This window comes from Streptomyces niveus (assembly GCF_001723055.1).
In the GTDB taxonomy this organism is placed as follows: Bacteria; Actinomycetota; Actinomycetes; order Streptomycetales; family Streptomycetaceae; genus Streptomyces; species Streptomyces niveus.
On record NZ_MDCR01000054.1, the window covers coordinates 1 to 20,677 of the forward strand.

A 20,677-nucleotide genomic window follows, 5' to 3' on the forward strand; every position below is an offset into this window, starting at 1 on the left:
ACGGGTCGCCGCGCAGCGCGGCGCCTTCGCGGAGGAAGTCGAACCACGCCACACCCGGGAGCATGAGCGTGCGGTACACCGCGTGCTGCGCGATGGGCGCCTCGGCCGGACCGAAGACACGGGAGTACGTGTACCCGGCCGCCCCCTCGTCCGACACCAGCTCCGCGGGTGATCCGGGCTCGGCGGAGCGCAGGGGCTCGGCCAAGTTCAGTGCACGGCCGCGCGGTTGGGCGGACGGCAGCAGGCGTTTGCTCCACTGCACGCCCGTGGATTGCTGGAACGCCGCCCAGTCGATGTCCTGGCCCGCCTGGAAAAGCTCGGCGGCGATCGCGTCGAGCACCACGGTGACCGCCCGCTCGTCGCGGGCTTCTGCGAGGCGTGCGCCGACGTCGTTGCGGTCGCCGGGAGCGGGAGCGTGACCCCGGACGTCGCGCGCGAGTTCGTTGTCGCTCCGCAGGATGTCGGCCAGCGCCTGCTCCAGCGGGACTCGTCCTCGTACGAAGTCCCCGACCGCCTCCCAGCCCGGGGGCAGGTCGACGGCGCCTGCGGGCAGTCCGAGGTCGCGCAGCGCGACGGCGAGGGTGATCCCGGCGGCGATCCGCAGCAACTCACCTCCGAATGAGGCAAGTTGGGTGCCGGTGGCCGCTTCGAACTGGCCGATGACCTCGTGGACGGCCGGTGTGGTGCGGTCAAGGGCGATCAGCCACGCGGGCGGTGCATCGGCCGCTTCGGGACGTACGTGGACGGTTGTACGGAGTTCCTGGGCACCGGCCCGCAGGAGCCAGGAGCGCAGCGCGGCTGCCAGTTGACGCGCGTCGGCGCCGACGACGGCCAGCCGCTCGGTACGGTGCGGCCGGGCCAGGCGGGCGGTGGCGCACACGTCGCCGAGCTCGCGGGGTCCGTCCGGCAGGGTCGGCAGGAACTCCAGCCATTGGGCGGCCAGTTCGCGCAGCGCGTACGGGCTGTCGGCGGACAGCGGCAGCACGTGGACGACCGGCGCGGGCTGCCCGGCCGGGGTGCCGGCAGTTCGCGGGGCAGCCTCGGCCACCACATGGGCGTTGGTGCCGCCGAAGCCGAATCCGCTCACCGCTGCCCGGCGCACCGGGGCGTCCGGCCAGGGGAGGCATGTCTCCGGCAGATGGAAGGGACTGTCCGCGAGGTTGAGGCGCGGGTTGGGCGAGTCCACCGCCACGGCCGGGACGGTACCTTCGCGCATTGCGACGATGATCTTCGCGAGTCCGGCGAGCCCCGACGCCGAGTGCAGATGGCCGATCCGGCGCTTGATCGAACCGAGTGCGACGGAGTTCCTCGCCACTCCGTGCCTGGTGAACACCTCGGTGAGCGCCCGCACTTCGATCGGGTCACCGATGGCGGTGCCGGTGCCGTGTGCCTCGACGTACTGGACGGTCGCCGGGTCGATGGTCCGGTACGCAGTGCCGAGCAACTCGATCTGGGCTTCCAGGTTCGGTGTGGTGACACCCATGGTGCGGCCGTCGTTGTTGACCGCGACGCCGCTGATGGCCCCGAGGATCACGTCGCCGTCCGCCAACGCGGCCGGCATCGGCTTCAGCACCAGCGCGGCGGCTCCCTCCCCGGGCACATAGCCGTTGGCCCTGGTGTCGAAGGTGTGGCAGAGCCCGTCCGGGGAGAGCGCCCCGGTGCGGGAGAGGAGTACGAACGTGAGCGGGTCGATCAGCAGGTCGACCCCGCCCACCAGGGCGAGTTCGGACGTCCCGGCCGCGAGGCTCTGGCAGGCGAGCCAGACCGCCGACAGCGAGGACGAGCAGGCGGTGTCGACCACCAGGCTCGGGCCCGCCAGATCGAAGCGGTCCGACAGCCATGCCGCCATGAAGTTCTGCGACCGCCCCCACAGGGCGGCCGGCCCGGGAATCCCGACGGGACCGGCCGAACCTGGCGGGCCGGGCGGAATCGTGCCCCGGCCCTGGTCGAAGCCGTACGCGTTCATGCGCGCGGCGATGAACACGCCTGCGTCGAGCCGACGTCGGACCCCCCGGTACCCAGAGTCCTCCAGGGCTCGCGCGCCGACCTCCAGCATCACGCGCTGCTGCGGGTCGAGGAGCACGGCGTCCTCGGCGGTCATGCCGAACGCCTCGTGGTCGAAGGAGAACGGGTCCACCAGGAAGCCGCCGCGATGGTGCGTTCCCTGGTGGGGCCCCTCGCCCCGGTACAGCTCACGGGCCCACCGGCTCGGTGGGACCTCGCCGACCTCGACCCCGTCGCGGCCGAGCAGGGCCGTCAGATCGGCGGCGTCCTCCGCGCCCGGGAGCCGTACCGCGAGGCCGATCACGGCGATGCGGGTGTCGCGCTCGCTCACAGCAGTCCTTTCGTTCGGCTCTCCGGTCATGCCTGGCCCACTCCCCGCTGTCCGTCGTGCACGAGCAGCGGACGCAGCAAGGCGCTCAGAGCGGATGTCGTCACGGACTCGGGATCGGGACGGACAGGGTCGGGATCGAGATCGGGGTCGGGGTCGGGGATGGACGGACGGGAGGAGGGCGTGGGCTCGTGGGCGGCGAGGTCCCTGGCGATCTCGTCGGCCGTACGCGCCCGCATCAACAGCGAGGGATCGACGGTCAGTTGGCTGCGCTGCTCAAGGGCCGTGGTCAGTTCGGCGATCACGAGGGAGTCCAGCCCGAGGCTCTGGAGCGGACGGTCTTCCGGGTCCTCTCCGAGCACCTGGACGAACGCGTCCCGGACCCGCGCGCGCATCCCCGCGACGTCCTGAACGGTGCGCGCCGCAGGACGTACGGGTGGTTCGACCGGTGCCACCGACGGCGCGGGCTCGAACGACTCGGCTGCTTTCGGCGGGGTGTCGGGAGCGCTGCCCGGGAAGATCACGGCGCCACCCGACCGCAGGTGGCCGGAGAAGGCGTCCAGTGCGTGCTCGGCGCTGACCGAGTATGCGGCGGAGAAGGACGCGTCCGCCTTCATGCCGATGCCCGTCCAGTTCGGCCACGCGTGTGCGGTGACCTTGGTGACGGCGTCGTTCTCCCGCTCGGCGAGGGCCAGTTGGTAGGCGTTGGCGAGGCTGTAGTCGACCAGGCCGCGACCGGCGGACGCCTGTGTGCCGGCGATCGAGGACACCAGGACGGCGAAGTCGGCGCCCTGTTCCTTGGCCAGCCGTACAACGTTGAGCGAGCCGGGGACCTTGGGGGCGAGTACCTTCTCGGCGTCGCTCCAGGCCCGGCGGTGCATCGCCCCGAACGGGTTGACCCCGCCGGAGGAGTGCACGACGCCGACCAGCCGGCCCCAGCGCCTGCCGAACTGCCCGGCCACGGCTGCGAGCGCCATCGGGTCGGACACGTCGCAGGCCAGATACTCGACCTCGGCGCGCCGCCTCAACTCCCGCAAGGGGGTGGAGCTTTGGGGATCGACGACCGACCGGCCGATGATGCCGACGCGGGCGGCTCCCCGGTCGATCAGCCGCTGGGCCAGACGCAGCCCTACGGCGCCGAGTCCTCCGGTGACCAGGTAGTACCCGGAGGCCGGCGGGGTGTACGGCGGGCCGGCGGGCGCGGGAACGGGTGCCTGTTCCGGGACGTGTCTGACGCCTCGCCGGTAGGCGACGATCGTCGTGTCCGCGTCGTCCCCGGCCGTGGGGTCGGTGCTGAGGGCGGCGTACTCGGCCGCCAGGCACAGGGCCCGCGCCTCGGCGGGGTCGGCCGGGTCCAGCTGGACAACGGCGGTTGGCTTACGGTTCTCGGCCCCGGCCGCCCGTACGGCCATGGCCATGGCGGCTCGTACGGGGGACAGGCCACCGCGCTCGTCGGGGTGCACTGCCACGCCGTGGTATCCGGCCCAGAGCAGTTTGCCGTGCGCGGGCAGCGACTTCATCAGTCCCGCCAACTCAACCCAGAACGCACGCAGTTCGCCGTCGTGGTCCGGTCGGCCGCCGGGGGCGTCGACCACGATGGTCGTGTCCGCCTGTTGACCGGGCTCGACAACGGTGACGCCCCGGTGCCGGAGGACCGTCGTCAGCGCGCGCCCGATCTCGGGGTCGGCGGCGACCAGCCGTACGGTGGCCGGGCCGGCCGAGCCGGTCGGAAGCGCGGGCGCCAGTTCGCGGGCCCGCCACTCGATACGTACCGCCGCGGCGCCGCCCTCGCCGCCCGTCGGCCGTCCGGGGCCCGGCAGGACCACGGGGTCGGTGGTGCGCCAGTAGGACCCACGTGAGAACGGGTAGGTGGGCAGGTCCGTGATACGTGCGCCAGCGGCGGAGAGCGAGGCCCAGTCGGTGTGCGCGTAGCCCGCTCTGACCAGTTCCACCGTGTCGGCGGGCCGGGGCGCGGCCGTCGCTTCGGCGGTCAGGTCGATATCGACGCGGGCCACCGGGACGTTCCCGGCGGCGACGGAGCGCAGGGCGGCGGCGAGTTCGACGGCCGTGGATCCGTGCACCGCCGTCTGGAACTCCATCGGGGAGCGGGCGGTGTTGGCGGTGTGGCAGAGGTCGGCGGTCTCCCAGGCGTCGCGTGCCGTATCGAACCGGTCGGCGTAGGCGTCGGCGAGGGTTCGCAGCGCGGTCTCGTCGGCGGCGCTGACCCGTACGACATACGAGTCCTGCGCGGGCGCCTCCCGCCTGGGCGGCTTCGGAGGCTCTTCCACGATCACATGGGCGTTGACACCGCCCATGCCGAAGGCACTGACCGCGGCCCGCCTGGGTGTTCCGTTCCTCGGCCACTCCACCGCGCGATCAGCCAGATAGAACGGCGTCTCCTCAAACCGGATGTGATCGTTGGGCCGCACCACATGCAACGACGGCGGAACCATCTCGTGCTCCATCGCCAGCAACACCTTCACCAACCCGGCCAACCCGGCCGCCGGCTCCAGATGGCCCACATTCCCCTTCAGCGAACCGATGGCGCAGAACTGGGACTTGTCCGTCACTCCACGCCAGGCACGCGTCAGACCCTCGACCTCGATCGGATCGCCCAGGCTCGTGCCTGTCCCATGGGCCTCGACCAGCCCGATCGATTCCGCCGGCACCTCCGCGTCCCCCAACGCGGCGCGGATGACGTCCTGTTGGGCCGAGCTGCTCGGGACCGTCAGACCACTCGTACGGCCACCGTGGTTGACCGCGCTTCCCCTGATCACACCCCGGATCCGGTCACCGTCACGCAATGCGGCACTCAGCGGCTTCACCACCACCGTCACCACACCCTCCCCCGGCACGAACCCGTCCGCACCGGAGTCGAACGGCCGGGACGCGCCCGACGGGGAGAGCGCGCGCAGGTTCTTCATCGCGACGTAGTGCAGCGGGGACAGGGCGACCCGGACACCGGCGACGATGGCCTGCTCGCACTCGCCGTCGCGGATACTCCGCACCGCCGTGTGCAGGGCCACCAGCGACGACGAGCACAGCGTGTCGATCGTCATGCTCGGCCCGTGCAGATCAAGGAAGAAGCTCACGCGGTTGGCGAGGAACGCGTTGTGGTTGCCGAGGCCGCTGGGCGCGTCCAGCTCCGGCGCGATGTTGTAGTCCCGGTAGTGCTGGTAGCTGGCGCCCACGAACACACCGGTGGACGGGGCCAGTTGGCGCGGCGGGAGGCCGGCCGACTCCAGTGCCTCCCAGGTCGTACGGAGCAGCCAGCGGGCCTGGGGATCGAGCACCTCCGCCTGCTTGGGGAAGAAGTCAAAGAACCGGGCGTCGAACTCCGCCACGTTGTCGAGGAATCCGCCGACGTCGGACTCGGACCCGTCGGCGTACCTCCCCCAGCGGTGGTCCGGCGCCGGACGGATCTCCTCGCGGGAGTCGGCAAGCAGCGACCAGAACCCTTCGGGGTCCGGGGCGCCGGGGAGCGCCAGGGCAAGCCCGATGACGGCGATGTCGTGTTCCCGGCCGTCGGCGGTGCCGGGTGCCGGCTCGCGGACCGCGGCCGTGTCGCGGACCTGAGCCGCGTCGCGGACCGCGGCTGGGGCGAACACGGCTTCGTCGTCGGCGAGTTCGGCGACATGCGCGGCGAGAGTGCGGCAGTCCGCGGCGTCCAGGACGTCCGTCGGGCTCAGCTTCACCCCGTACGTCTCCTCGACGTCGGCGGCTATCGCCGTCGCCAGCATGGAGTCGAGCCCCACGGCGGACAGGGAGGTGGTCGCCGTGACTCCGGGGTCGTGGAGGACGTCGCGTACCAACGCGACGATCGCCGTCTCCGCCACCGCCGCCTGCGGCGTGCGGCGGGTGGGGGCGGACGGCGAGCCGGTGGCGGCGGTCACGGTGCGGTACTCGATGGCGTCGAGCCGGACGAGCACCTGGCCGTCGGCGGCGAGCAGGGACGCGTCGCCGCGTCGCGTGCCGTCGCTGTCGGGTTCGGCACCTTCGAGCAGGACGAACGCCGTCCGCGCCGGCTCCGCCCAGCGCACCACCCGGCCGATGGAGACCGGCAGATGGGTGGCCGACGGGGCCGCCGGATCCGCAAGCGTGAGTACGGCCATGGTCTGGAGGGCGGCGTCGAGTGCCACCGCCTCGGCCTCCAGCATGTCGCCGGCCGGGATGTCGATCCGCGCGAGTACCCGGCCTGGCCCGTAGTGGATCTCGGCGACGGACCGCAGCGGTGCGTCGAGTTCCATCCCCTTCGCGGCGAACCAGGCGTAGAGACCCGCCGGTTCCAGCGTCCGGTCGAGCGCGGCGCGCAAGGCGTCGAGGTGCACCGGAGCGGGGGGCGTGGCCGGGGCTTCGGTGGTGGTGAGCCGGGCGATCACCCGGTCGGCGTGACGGAAGGTGGCGGGCCCGGTACGGGTGGGGTCGGCCAGGTTGTTCGTGAGGGGATGGTCTCCGGTCCCCCGGCCGGTGAAGGTGATCTGCCGCAGGGCGCCGCTCGTCCGCAGACCGAGGGCCACCGGCAGCGCTCCGGGGACGGTCTGCTCGCCCAGCACCCGGTGGGCGCGGGACAGGCGCCGTACGACGTCGGTCGTGTCCGGTGGGGCGGTGACAGCCGGCTCGGATCGCGCGCCGAACGGGTAGGCGGGGAGGGCGGGGCGGCCGGACTCCGCGGGTCCCGGATACACCGTGGCCCAGTCGACGGTTCCGCCGGCCGCGTAGCGGAAGGCCGGACCGCTGAGCCCGGTCGACGCGGCGTCGAGGACCGTCGCGCCGCGTACGACAGTGCCGTGCGCCCGGTCCCCGAGGCGCAGTGCCTCGGTCAGCCCGGCGCGCAGCTCGTCGGCCGTGGCTCCCAGGACCGCGACCCGGTGTGCCAGGTGGTCGCGTCCGACGGCGCTGGAACGGCACAGGGCGCTCAGGCTCGCCGCGTTGTCCTGCCGCAGCAGTGACCGGACGTCCGCCATGCGCCGGGCCAGGGTGTCCGGGGTGTGAGCGGACAGGACCAGCAGGTGCTCGTCCGGTACGGCGGGGGTGGTACGGGTCTGGGTACCGTACGTCTCGTGCCGGGACCGGGACTTCGCGGCGCGGTCCTCGTACCCCTCGTACCCCTCGTACTCCTCCACCACGATGTGCGCGTTGGTGCCGCCCATCCCGAAGGAGCTGATTCCCGCGCGGCGCGGCCCGTCGGAGGTCCACGGCCGTGCCTCCACGGGGATCACGAACGGCCCCGCGGACAGATTCAGATGGCTGCTGGGAGTCTCGAAACCGGCGACGGGCGGGATCTCCCGATGCCGCAGGCACAGCAGAACCTTCAGCAGTCCGGCGAGCCCGGCCGCCGGCTCCAGATGCCCGATGTTGCCCTTCACCGTCCCGATGTGGCACGGCTCGCCACGGTCCGGGTCGCCGCCGAAGACCTCGGTCAGCGCGGCGATCTCGATCGGGTCGCCGAGCCTGGTCGCCGTGCCGTGCGTCTCGATGAGGGAGACGTCCGCGGGGGCAAGCCCGGCGTCGTCCAGCGCCGCCCGTACGACGGCGGCCTGGGCCTCGCTGCGGGGCACGGGCATGGCGCTGCCGCGGCCCCCGTGGTTGACGGCGGTGCCGCGGATGACGCCCCAGATCCGGTCGCCGTCACGTTCGGCGTCCGCGAGCGGTCTCAGCATGAAGGCCAGCGTGCCTTCGCCGGGGAGGAATCCGTCGGCCCGCTCGTCGAAGGGTCGTGGCCGGGTGTCGGAGAGGGCACCGAGCTGGCTGAGGCTGCGGTAGTACCAGGGAGTCAGACCGACCTGGCAGGCCGCCACGATCGCGGCGCCGCAGTGTCCGGCGCGCAGTGCGGCGACCGCCTGCTGAATGGCGACGAGGGACGACGAGCACAGGGTGTCGACGGTCTGCGAGGGACCGGTCAGGTCCAGTGTGTAGGAGATCCGGTTGGCCAGTACCGCGTTCATGGAGCCGAGCGCGGTGTGCGGTCCGACGGTCTGAAGTCCCTGGGTGTCGCGGTGATGGGTGTAGGTGGCGCCGACGAAGACGCCGATGTCGCGGCGGCCGGCGAGACCGCTGTCGTCCCGAACCGTCCAGGCGTGCTCCAGCAGCAGCTTCTGCTGGACGTCCATCTCCTCGGCCTCGCGTACGGAGATGCCGAAGAAGGCCGGGTCGAAGCGGTCGATGCCGGTGACGAAGGCACCGGTACGGCAGTAGGTGCCGGTCATTCGGGGGCCGCGCTGCTCGAAGTGGGCGTCGATGTCCCAGCGTTCGGCCGGGATCTCGGTGAACGCGTGCCCGCCGGAGCGGAGCAGGGGCCACAGCTCCGTGACCTCGCCGACCGCGCCCGGGAGATCACCGGACACGGCGACGATCGCGACGTCCGTGTCACGGGAGGCGGGCGTGTGGCGCTGAGGGCGCGGGTCGGCGGCTGCCTCTGTCGCCTCGCCCGCCTTGACGGTGCCAGACTCGGCGGTCTCCGGCACCTCAACAGCGGCTGCCGCGCCGTAACGGCCGGTCAGGGCCTCGACCAGCTCGTCGAACTCGCCGTACTCAAGGAAGAGCGTCGCCGGAAGGTGGACTCCCCATCTGCTGGACAGTTCCTCCGACAGCTCGACGCTCATGATCGAGCTCATGCCGTAGTCCGAGAGCGGGGTCTCGCGGTCGAAGGACGTGACGCCCAGCCGCTCCGTCAGGAACTGCTCCAGCGCTTCCCCGACTCGCTCACCGTCCCCCTCCCCGGCCGAGCCGACGTTAACTGACATATCGTCAGGAGTCTTTGTGTGTACGTCGGAAGGGGCCCCCGGCTCCTCGATCACGTCGCCCGCGTCCGGGTGGGCGACGATCACCTGGCGGAGGTCGTCCGCCGCTCCCAGTACCGCGATCAGGGCGTCCAGGCCCTCCGTGGTGCCCAGTGGCCGCACTCCGCGTCGCCGTAGCTGCTCCGCGACGGCGGTGCCCATGCCCACCTCGCCCCACAGGCCCCAGTCGACGCTCAGCCACGGCTCGCCGTGCGCCTGCGCGAAGCCGTCCAGGTAGGCGTTCGCCGCCGCGTACCCGCCCTGGCCGAGGTTGCCGAACGTGCCGGAGACCGACGCGAACAGTACGGCGAAGTCCAGGTCCCGCCCCGCGACGGCGGCTGCCAACTCCCGTACGCCGTCCGCCTTCGGCCTCATCACGGCCGCGATGTCCTCGGCGGTGGCGCTGCGGATCAGCCCGTCCTTGAGCGTGCCGGCCGCGTGGACCACGCCGTGCAACTCGCCGAACTCGGCGCGGAAGCGTTCCACGACGGCCGCCAGGGCGCCGGGCGAGGTCACGTCCGCGCCGTACGACACCACTTCGCACCCTCGCGCGCTGATCGCGCCCGTCCGGTCGTCGTCGGCAGGGGCCGCTCCGGAACGGCTGACCAGCGCGACGACACCGGCACCCTCCCGTGCGAACCGGTCGGCGACCTCAAGGCCCAGCCCGCCGTGCCCGCCGAGGACGAGGTAGCGGCCACCCTGTCTGATCGGCCCCTCCGCGCCGGAGGGCGCGGTGTACGCAGACCGGTCGCGCACCCGGACGGGTACGTGGCGAACGCCCCGCCGGTAGCCGACCTCGGTGGGGCCGTCGGCCGCGCCGGCCTCCCTCAGGACGGCGCGGAGCGTGTCGTCGGAGGGCTGGTCGATGTCGATGAGGCGGGGGCGGAGGCCCGGGTACTCGATGGCGGCGGTGCGGAGGAAGCCCCACAGGGCGGCGCGCGCGGGTACCGGCCGGTCGCCGGTCCCGACCGGCTGACCGTCCCTGGTCACGGCGTGGAAACGGGACTTGCGCTGCCGCTCGCCGAGGGTCCGCAGGGCGGCGAGGCAGCCGTACAGTCCGAGGCGCAGCTCCGTCTCCTCCCCGGAAGCTTGCGCGTCGTCGGGCGCGGCATCGGCGTTCCACAGGTGCAGCACACCCGCGACCGGATCTCCGATCTCCTCCCAGAGCCGCCGGAACGCCTCCTCGTCCGGCCCCGTGAGCGTCCGGTGATCGGGGTCGTGCGCCGGTGGCCCGGCGGGTCCGACGCCGACCTCCACCACGCGGGCGCCGTCGGCCCGCAGTTGGCGGGCGGCGCGCTCACCGAGACCGCCCGTGCCGCCGTTGTGCAGGACGACCCACGTCCCGGTCGCCGGGTCGGTCCGTTCGTCGCCCGCCGGTGCGGGGCGCCAGTCGATCCGGGTGATCGGCAGCGTGTCCGCGCGCGGCCGGGGCCGGGTGGCCGCAGGTGGCGACACGGCGGCCGTACGGCGCATCCGCAGTCCCTCGAACTCAGCGACGACGTCGTTCGAGGGGCCGAGGAGCTGGGCGTCCGCGGTCGCGTACGCGCCGTCGACGCCGGTACGGCGCACCACGACGGTCACACCGGCCGACAGAAGCGAGAGGTCGGCGAAGACGGTGAGCCTCGCGACGCCGATGGGCAGCATGGGATACGGGCCGGCCTCACCCGTGAGGTCCTGGAGCGCGCAGCTGACGACCTGGAACACGCCGTCCACCAGAAGCGGATGGGCGTACCAGGGCACCGGCTCGCTGTCGGACCGCAGCGTGGCGCGGGCCACGCCGCTCTCGCCGAGGGCGAGTTCGCGGACGGTACGGAAGTCGGGACCGTACAGCAGCCCTTCCCGCGCCCAGCTCTCGTACAGCCGCTCCGGGGGCACCGTCCGCGTGGCCGCAGGCTGCCGGCCGGTCTCGGCGGGCGGGGGCGGGACGGCGTCCGGGAGCAGCCGGCCGGTTCCGGTGGACAGCGGCTTGCGGTCGCCGGCCACCACGGTGCTCAACTCGAAGCTGGTCTGCGGGCCGAAGGACACGTCGAGGCGGACAGGGGCCGCCGCGTCGTCGGCGATGGTGAGGGGGCGCAGGAAGGTCACACCGTTGAGTTCCAGCGGGATGAACGGCCGCCGCCGGGCGACCCCCACCATCGCCATCTCCAACTGCACCGCCGCAGGCAGCAGCCCGATACCCGCTGAGCGATGCTGGGCGATGAAGGGCTCCTGGCCCGTGAACGTCTTCTCGTAGGTCTCGCCCTGATTCGTCACTGTCCCTCGCTCCGGTGCTCGTAGTGACGGTCGAACAGCGGGTGGCTGAGGGTGCTCGTACCGGTGCCACCACGGCGTACGGGTGGCGCGGTCAGCTCCTGTCGGTTGAAGGGGTAGGTGGGGATGGTGGTGGTGCGGCGGCCCTTGTCCTGGTGCAGCCCGGTCCAGTCGAGGTCGGTGCGGGTGTGGTTGTAGTAGTTCGCCACGGCGCTGTGGAGCTGCACCTGATCGGTGCGGTCCCGGCGCAAGGTGCTGAGCCACATCGGCTGCGTTCCGCTCCACGACGCGCGGGCGAGGGAGGTGAGTTGGGGGTGGGAGCCGATCTCCCAGGCCACCGCCGGGCCGGCCTCGGCCAGCGTCGTCAGCGCCTGCGAGAAGTGCACCGGCTCGCGGATGGCGCGGCCCCAGTAGTCGGGGTCGGTGGCCGTCTCGGCCGAATGCCAGCCGCCCGTCACCGTCGACGCGAACCCGATCACCGGAGCGGAGAGGGACCTGCCCGCCACAGCTTCGACGAAGGGGGCGACGGCTCCCTCCATCGCCGCCGAGTGGAACGCGTGACTGACCGTCAACTGCTGCGTGCGCAGGCCCGACTCCTGACAGAAACCCTGCACCGCCTCCGCCGGACCCGTGACCGTCACCGATCGACGCGCGTTGAACGCCGCGATCTCCACCCCAGGATGAGCCGATATCGCAGCCACGACAGCCTCGGCATCCGCATGCACCACCGCCATCGCACCCGCACCCGGCTGCGACTCCATCAACCGCCCACGCACCGCCGTCAACTCCAGCAGATCACCCAGATCCAGCACACCCGCAACCCACGCAGCCGTCAACTCACCCAGACTGTGACCCACCACCACATCCGGCCGCACCCCCACCGACTCCAACCAACGCACCAACCCCACCTGCACACTCACAATCGCCGGCTGCGCATACCCCGTACGATCCAACCGACCACCACCACCCACCTCACCGAACAACAACTCCCCCAACGGCACATCCACATGCCCCGCCAACACATCCGCACACTCGTCCAACGCCGCCCGGAACACCGGCTCCACCCCGTACAACCCACGCCCCATACCCACATACTGCGAACCCTGCCCCGTGAACATGAAGGCCGAAGGCTGTGCCTTGCCGCCCTTACGGGACAGTGCGCCGCGACCCGTCACCACTTCCTTGAGTCCGGCGGCGAGTTCGCGAGTGTCGGCACCTTGCACGGCCACGCCGTAACGGTGGGCGGCACGGGCGGTGTTGGCGGTGAACGCGAAGTCCCCGAGGTCGTCCTCCGACGTGTCGATCAGAGTCTCGGCATAGGCGTCGGCGAGGGTTCGCAGCGCGGTCCCGTCCGCCGCACTGACACGCACCACATACGAGTCCTGCGCGGGCGCCTCGCGCCTGGGCGGCTTCGGAGGCTCTTCCACGATCACATGGGCGTTGACACCGCCCATGCCGAAGGCACTGACCGCGGCCCGCCTGGGTGTTCCGTTCCTCGGCCACTCCACCGCGCGATCAGCCAGATAGAACGGCGTCTCCTCAAACCGGATGTGATCGTTGGGCCGCACCACATGCAACGACGGCGGAACCATCTCGTGCTCCATCGCCAGCAACACCTTCACCAACCCGGCCAACCCGGCCGCCGGCTCCAGATGGCCCACATTCCCCTTCAGCGAACCGATCGCGCAGAACTGGGACCTGTCCGTCACCCCACGCCAGGCACGCGTCAGACCCTCCACCTCGATCGGATCACCCAGACTCGTACCCGTCCCATGAGCCTCCACCAGCCCGATCGACTCCACCGACACCCCCGCATCCCCCAACGCGGCGGAGATAACCTCCTGTTGGGCCGAGCTGCTCGGGACCGTCAGACCACTCGTACGGCCACCGTGGTTGACCGCGCTTCCCCTGATCACACCCCGGATCCGGTCACCGTCACGCAATGCGGCACTCAGCGGCTTCACCACCACCGTCACCACACCCTCCCCCGGCACGAACCCATCAGCACCGGCGTCGAACGGCCGCAGGGCGTTGGAGGGAGAGAACGACCGCAGTCGTGCGCCCAGTTGGAAGTACTGCGGTGACATCGCCAGGTGCACACCGGCGACGATGGCCTGTTCGCACTCGCCGTCGCGGATGCTGCGCACCGCCGTGTGCAGGGCCACCAGCGACGACGAGCACAGCGTGTCGATCGTCATGCTCGGCCCGTGCAGATCAAGGAAGAAGCTCACGCGGTTGGCCAGGATCGCGTTGTGGTTGCCCAGTCCCGCCGCGGTCTGTACGACGTCCCCGACGACCATGTCGCGGTAGTGCTGGTAGCTGGCGCCGACGAACACACCGGTGGACCGTTGGGTGTCTCCCGCCAGACCGGCGTCCTCCATGGCGCGCCAGGCGGACTGGACGAGATGGCGCTGCTGGGGGTCGATCCACTCCGCCTCTGCGGGCGACAGCCGGAAGAACCCGGCGTCGAAGTCGGTCAGCCCTTCGACGAAGCCGGCCCGCCTGAGGTAGACGGTGCCGGGCTTGCCCTCGGTGCCGTAGTACGAGTCGATGTCCCAGCGGGACGCGGGCACCTCGCTCAGGCAGTCCACGCCTTCCAGGAGTACCCGCCACAGCTCGTCGGTGTTGGCGGCGTTCGGGAACACGCCGTCGAAGCCGATGATGGCGATGTCATGCAGGTCGGCGTCACCGGGCACCGGGGGGTCGGACGGCTCTGCCGTCCGTATTTGGGCCGGGGCCGGGGCCGGGGTTCGGACCGGGGCCGGCTCGGGCTGCTCATCGGGCACGGCGTCCGGCCGGGCAACGCCCGCGTCGACGGGCTCCGAGGCGACGGACGGCGCGGTGGCCCCGTACTCGTCCCTCAGCTCGGCGGCCAGGCGATCGACCGTGCCGACCTCCAGGACCAGCGTCACCGGTATGTCCACGTCCAGCTTGGCCCGGATGTCCTGGGCCAGCGAGACGGCGAGCATCGAATCGAGCCCCTGCTCCTGGAGCGGCCGGTCCGTCTCCAGCTCGTCGACGTCCAACTCCAGTGCGCCTGCCACCCATTGGGCGACGGCCGCGTCCAGATCCCCGGCCGCCGACCGGCTGGGGGCCGGCCCGGGACGGGCGCCGTTGGAGACATGCGCCGGGGTCGGGATCCGGGTGGGTGCCGGGGTGCGCGACGAAGGCGGCGCGGCACGGTGCCCCTTGCCGGTGTCGCCTCCCGTGGCGTCCGGCGACGGCGCCTGGGAGAGCCGCTTCCAGGTGATCCCACGGGCTTCCAGTACGGGTTCGTCACCGTCCAGGATCACCAGACTCGCCGTCAGCAGACCGGAATCCGGGGCGGTGTCCCGGTCCCGCCTGGCGTACACCCGGACGGTGTCGGGTAGCCGGCCGAGGACGGTGAGCCGTGCCACGGTGAAGGGCACGTACAGTCCCTGCGCCCCGCACGCGGCGAGCGCGATCTGGAAGGCGCCGTCGAGGAGCCTGGCGTCCACCGCGCCCGTGCTCGGCGCCTCGCCGCGCAGCTCACCCGTCGCCTCGCCGGGTGCCACGGACAGCGTGGACACGGTACGGAAGCCGGGGCCGTAGCTCAGTCCGGCGCGTTCGAACGCGGCGTACATCGCGTCGACCGCGACGGGGGTGAAGCCGTCGGTCGTCGGCGCGGGGGTGAGTGTCGTCTGCTCGGGATCGGTCAACTCGACAGTGCAGACGACGGCGCCGGCGCCGCCGCCGGCGCGGAAGGCGACGGTGGTGTTGTCGCGTTCGGCCTTGAGGGTCGTGGGCGCCTCGACGGCCGCCCGGAAGGTGAGGTCACGCAGACCGAACCGCTCCCGGCCGAGCAGCTCGGCCACCTTTCCCGGATATCCGGCGCCGGGCAGTGTCGGCCTGCCGAGCACCAGGTGTTCGGCGGCCTCCGGGTGCTCCGTCCAGGTGTTCTTCGTGCTCGGAGCAGCAGCCGGCGTGTTCGGCGGCTCCGCCGGTTCCAGCCAGAGGTACTTCTCCGCGTGCGGCGCGGTCGGGAACCGTACGCCCGCTCGCTCCCGCCGCCCGGCGGGCAGGGTCGCGCCGGCGGCGAACGCGCGGGCGGCCCCGGCCAGGGCCTCCCGGCCCGCTCCGGCGCCGATCGGCCGCGTGGCAGCGGTCTCGGCCGTCGCCACCCCCACGTGGAGGGAGCGGATGTCGGCGACCCCGGCCAGGAACAGCCGCAGCTTGTCCTCCAACTGCTCGACGCTGTCCGCCACGCAGGCCAGCCGGTGTGTGGCGGCGGGCCGCCGCCGGCTGGCCTCGCTCAGGTCGTCCAGGGACGGGCAGTACGCGGAGCGCAGCATCAGCACGAGCCGGTGGGCCAGGGTACGCAGCGCGTCGTCCGATCCGGCGGAGAGGACCAGCAGCCGCGGACCGGACTCCGTACCGTCCGATACGCCGACGGGTCCCGCCTCGACCACCGCATGGGCGTTCGCGCCACCGAAGCCGAAGCTGCTGATCCCCGCGACGCGCGGGCCGCTGCCCCACGGTTGGGGCCGGTCGGCCACGAACAGGGGCGAACCGTCGAAGTCGAAGGAGGAGTTCGGGGTGGTGAAGTTCAACGACGGCGGGATGTGGCCTGCTTGGAGCGTCAGGATCGTCTTGATCAGTCCGGCGATGCCGGCGGCGGGCTCCAGATGACCGATGTTGGTCTTCACCGAGCCCACCGCGACCGGTCGTCGGCCGGCCGGTTCGCCCAGGACCGCGTGGAGGGCTTCGAGTTCGACGAGGTCGCCCAGTTGCGTGCCGGTGCCGTGAGCCTCGACGTAGCCGATGTCGGCCGACGTACGCCCGGAAGCGGCCAGCGCCTTGCGCAGCACCGCCTCCTGGGCCGGCCTGCTGGGTGCGGTGAGGAAACCGGCGCTGCCCCCGGTGTGGTTGACGGCGGTGCCTCGGATCACGGCGAGCACGGGGTCACCGTCGCGTTCGGCGTCGGCGAGCCGTTTGAGGATGACGGCGCCGGTGCCCTCGCCCCGTACGTAACCGTCGGCGTCGTCGTCGAAGGTGCGGCACATGCCCTGCGGGGACAGCATCCCGTTGCGGGCGAAGGAACGGGACTTGGTCGGGGTGAGGACGAGGTTCGCGGCCCCGACCACTGCGGCGTCCACGTCGCCCGCCCGCAGATGCATGGCGGCCTCGTGCAGGGCGACGAGGGAGGACGAGCAGGCCGTGTCGACGGTGAAGCTCGGGCCCGACCAGTCGAAGACGTGCGAGAGCCGGTTGGCGATCATGGAGGCGGCCGTGCCGGTCGCCACGTGCGGGTCGTGGTAGCCGACGCTTCCCGCCACGATCTCCGGGAAGTCGCTCGCGATCACGCCGACGAAGACGCCGGTGGCGGCGCCGAGGGACGTGTGGTCGTGGCCGCAGCTCTCCAGGGCCTCGGCCGTGACGCTGAGCAGGGTCCGCTGGAGGGGGTCCATGCGGCGGGCCTCGCGGTCGGTCAGGCCGAAGCGGGCGGCGTCGAAGTACTCGGCACCGTCCACCCAGGCCATGGGCACCTCGTCGGCGTCGGACCACAGGTGCGACCAGCCGCGCTTGCCCTCCGGGGCGGGTCCGACGCTGGACACGCCGCCGACGAGGTTCTGCCAGAACTCGTCGGGTGTGGTGGCGCCGGGGAACCTGCATGCCATGCCGATGACGGCGAGGGCGCCCTCGTCGGCGGGTCGTGCGGGCTCTGCGGAGGCGGGTGCCGCCACGGGAACGGCGGGCGCCACGGGCTCGGGCTCCGCCAACTCCTCTACGATGACTGCCTGTTCGGCCCCCGGTTCGAGCAGTCGTACGACGCCTTCCGCACCCAGCAGCCGGGCCAGCTTCATCGGCGTACCGGTGGCGAAGATCGACGGGGCGGTGACGGTCGCGCCCAGCTCACGCCCGAGTTGTACGGCCGCGAACGTGACGTTGGCCGATTCGCCGCCCAGGTCGAAGAAGTTGGCGTGGACGTCGAAGGCGGGGTGGTCCAGCGTGGCCGCGAACACCCCGGCGATCGACTCCGCCAGTGCCTCCACCGTCACGCTCACCGCCGACACGGACGTCGGCACGGACGCCGACACCGATGCCTGCTCCGACAGCGCCCCGGACCGCTCCGGTGTCGCGGCGGGCGCGGCGGGCGCGGCGGGCGCGGCGGGCGCGGCGGCCGAGCGGATGACGTTGTCCCTCGTCGGCAGCGGCAGCCGGGCACGCGCGACCTTGCCGTTGTCGGTCAACGGCAGCGCGTCGAGGGTGACATAGGCGTCGGGCACCATGTAGCGGGGCAGGACGTCGCCGACGAACGCGTCCAGTCGGGACTTGGCCGGCGTACCGTCGCCCACCAGATAGGCGGTGAGCCTCGGTTCGCCGCGTCCCTCGAACTGCGCCGCGACGACCACGGCGGCGGTGACGCCGTCGAATCGCTCCAGCACGCGTTCGATCTCCGCGGGTTCGATGCGATTGCCGCGCACCTTGACCTGGGCGTCGCCGCGCCCGAGCCACTCGATCGAGCCGTCCGCGTGCAGTCGTACCTCGTCACCGGTCCGGTACAGACGTACGCCGGTCTCGGGGTGGACGACGAAGACGTCGTCCGTCAGATCCGGCCGCCCTGCGTAGCCGCGCGCGAGTCCGGTGCCGGAGAGGTACAGCGCGCCGGTGGTTCCGGCCGCACTCGGCGCCAACTCCGCGTCCAGCACGTGGAGTTCCATGTTCGGCAGTGGTTCGCCGAGCGGCAGGAAGGAGCCGATCGCGGTGACCTCGTGGCACGAGGCCCAGATGGTCGCCTCGGTCGGGCCGTACAGATTCCAGAGGGCACGGGCGGGTCCGTGCAGACGTTCGGCGGTGGCGGGCGGCAGGGCCTCGCCGCCGGAGAGCACGGTCAACTCCGGATGCGGAGTCCAGCCCGTGCCCAGCAGCAGGCGCCACAGACTCGGGGTCGCCTGAGCCACCGTCACATCGGTGGTGAGTTCGGCCAGTCGGGACGGATCGCCCGCGGTCTCGCGGGACGCCAGGACGACCGTGGCGCCGACCGTGAGCCCGAGGAACAGCTCCAGCAGGGAGATGTCGAAGGCCACGGTGGTGTGCGCCAGCAGGGTGTCGTCGGGCGAGACTCCGAGGCGGTCACCGATCCCGGTGAGGAAGTTGGCCAGCGCGCCGTGCTCGACCTCCACGCCCTTCGGGTCACCGGTCGATCCGCTGGTGAAGAGGAGATAGGCCAGGCCGGAGGGGGTGACCTGGGGCGGCACCGCCTGCGCCGAGCCGTTGGACCCGGGCACGCTACGCGCGTCACCGAGCGACGTGCCGAGGTCGTGCGTACGAGTGTCGGTGAGGATCAGATCGCAGCGCGAGACGTCCACGTACCGCCGCAGCCGCTCCACGGGATATCCGGGATCCAGCGGCAGGAAGGCCGCTCCGGACCGCAGGATTCCGAGCATGGCCGGGAGCAACGGGAGGTCCCGCTCCATCAGTACGCCGACCACCGAACCGGACTCGATGCCCTGGTCGTGCAGGTCGGCGGCGATGGCGTCGGCCCAGGCGTCCAGGCCGGCGTAGTCCAGCGTGCGGGTGCCGCTGCGGACGGCGACGGCCTTCGGGCGGTCGGCCACCGTGGCCTCGAACAGGTCCAGTACGGTCCCGGCGGTCGACGGCTCCGCGACCGGCTCCGGGGACCGCGCCTCGACGAGCGGCTCGGCGGCCGATCCGGGGGCCGACTCAACGGCCGGCTCGGCGAGCGCCTCCGCGAGCGGCTCGGATACGGGCTCCGAGACGGACTCGCCGTGGAGCAGAGCCGTGAGGACCAGGTCCTCGACTCGCTCGGTGAACTCCAGCGCCTCGTCCTCCCCCATCGCCGTCTCGCGTACGAAGACGGTGGGCGGGCCGTCCTCCAGGCACAGCAGCGCGATCTCGGTGTGCGGTTCGGCGGACGCCTCCTCCCCCGCGACCCGGTCCAGCACCATGACGCGGGTGAAGCTCGGCTCGTCGGAGCCGAGCGGCCGGCCGGCCAGGCCGAGCCGGACTTCGAGGTCGCCCGCGTAGCCCTCGCGGGCGGTCGCCTCCGCGAGTTTGTCCCGCAGGGACCGGGAGGAGTCGCCGTCGAACCGTACGGGGAATCGCGCGGCGGCGATGCCATGGGTCCGCTCCGCGAGGACCCGCGCGGCGGCCGGTGACCAGGCGAAGTCGAAGGTCCGCTCGCCGGTGCGTTCGGCCACGACGGTGAGGAAGGCGCGGGCGACCGCGACGGCCTCGTCCCGCGACCGGGGGATGAAGGCCAGTTCGTAGCGGCCGTAGTGGGCCCCGGCGGCGGAGAAGTCGGCGACGGTCAGCGGCGCGGGGCGCAGCGACTCCAGCCGTGCGCGCCACCACGGTTCGTGTGCCCGCAGCGGCTTCTGGGCGGCGGCGATGTCCGCCAGCCGCCGCTCGGAGGCGGCGGGCAGCGGCGAGCCGGGCGCGATGCCGAGCCGCTGCGCGGCGGCCTGGCCGCTCAGCGCGCTTCCGTCGACCGCGACGCAGTCGCTCAGTACGAGGTCGGCGTCCGGGGCGGACAGCGTGATGGCCGACGTGGTGACCGAGAGCACGGTGGTCTCGGTACGGGGGTCCTCGCGCGGGATAAGTCGGACCTGGCGGGTGAAGACCGCGCCCTGTTCGGTGACGAGGGTCGGTACGCCGAGCGGGTTCGGGAAGGAGCCGTAGTCCAGCGCCTTGGAGATGCGTACGGCCTCGCCGGCGGAGGTGCCGGCGTGGATGACACCGCCGGATGCCATGCGGGCGGAGCGTCGGTAGAACCGTCTTTCGCGGTCGCTCGTGTCGACCGGTTCGGGCAGGGTGCGTGCCACCACGTGCGGTACGAGGCCGGCGAAGAGGTCGATGCCCACCTCGGCCGTCTCGTACGTCAGTGACAGGGCGGTGGAGTGGTCGCGGATCGGGAACCAGCGTTCCAGCAGCACGCCGCCCGCGTCGACGGCCTCCGTCATCCGGTGCCAGGTCGCCGCGTGCCGGGACGCGCCTTCGTACAGTGCCCAGGCGGGCACGTGGCTGCCGGAGTAGCGGGGCAGCGGCCCGTCGTGGAAGTTGACGGCGGCCGTGGTCGGCAGGTCGAGGATCGCGGCGGGCAGGATCCGGAAGTTGACCATGCTGAACAGGTAGTCGAAGGGCTGGGCCGAGAGCGTCGCCGACAGATCGCCGTGCGGGTCGAGAACGGGGATCGCGTGCGTGTCCGCCCAGGCGGCCACGGCCGGGTCGTCGCTGAAGACGCCCTCGATCCGTACGCCCGCGTCGAGGAGTTGTGCGGCGCACTGGGTGAGGACCCGGGTGCCGCCGATGATGAAGCAGTTCGTCGGCATGC

At 72.2% G+C, this 20,677-nt stretch carries 3 protein-coding genes; all 3 read right to left on the bottom strand.

The genetic code is table 11. The features are described from left to right. The coding region (locus BHU15_RS07725) for a beta-ketoacyl [acyl carrier protein] synthase domain-containing protein (protein WP_141726786.1) at positions 1-2,335 on the bottom strand (2,335 nt) is incomplete at its 3' end. A 26-nt stretch (positions 2,336-2,361) separates the two neighbouring features. Next, positions 2,362-11,364, bottom strand: a complete 9,003-nt coding sequence (locus BHU15_RS07730; protein ID WP_069626488.1) for an SDR family NAD(P)-dependent oxidoreductase — start codon at positions 11,362-11,364, stop codon at positions 2,362-2,364. Then, on the bottom strand, positions 11,361-20,675 hold the full coding sequence (locus BHU15_RS07735; RefSeq protein ID WP_069626489.1) for a type I polyketide synthase: 9,315 nt from the start codon (positions 20,673-20,675) through the stop codon (positions 11,361-11,363). The genes BHU15_RS07730 and BHU15_RS07735 overlap by 4 nt, the downstream gene beginning before the upstream one ends. Positions 20,676-20,677 lie beyond the last annotated feature (2 nt).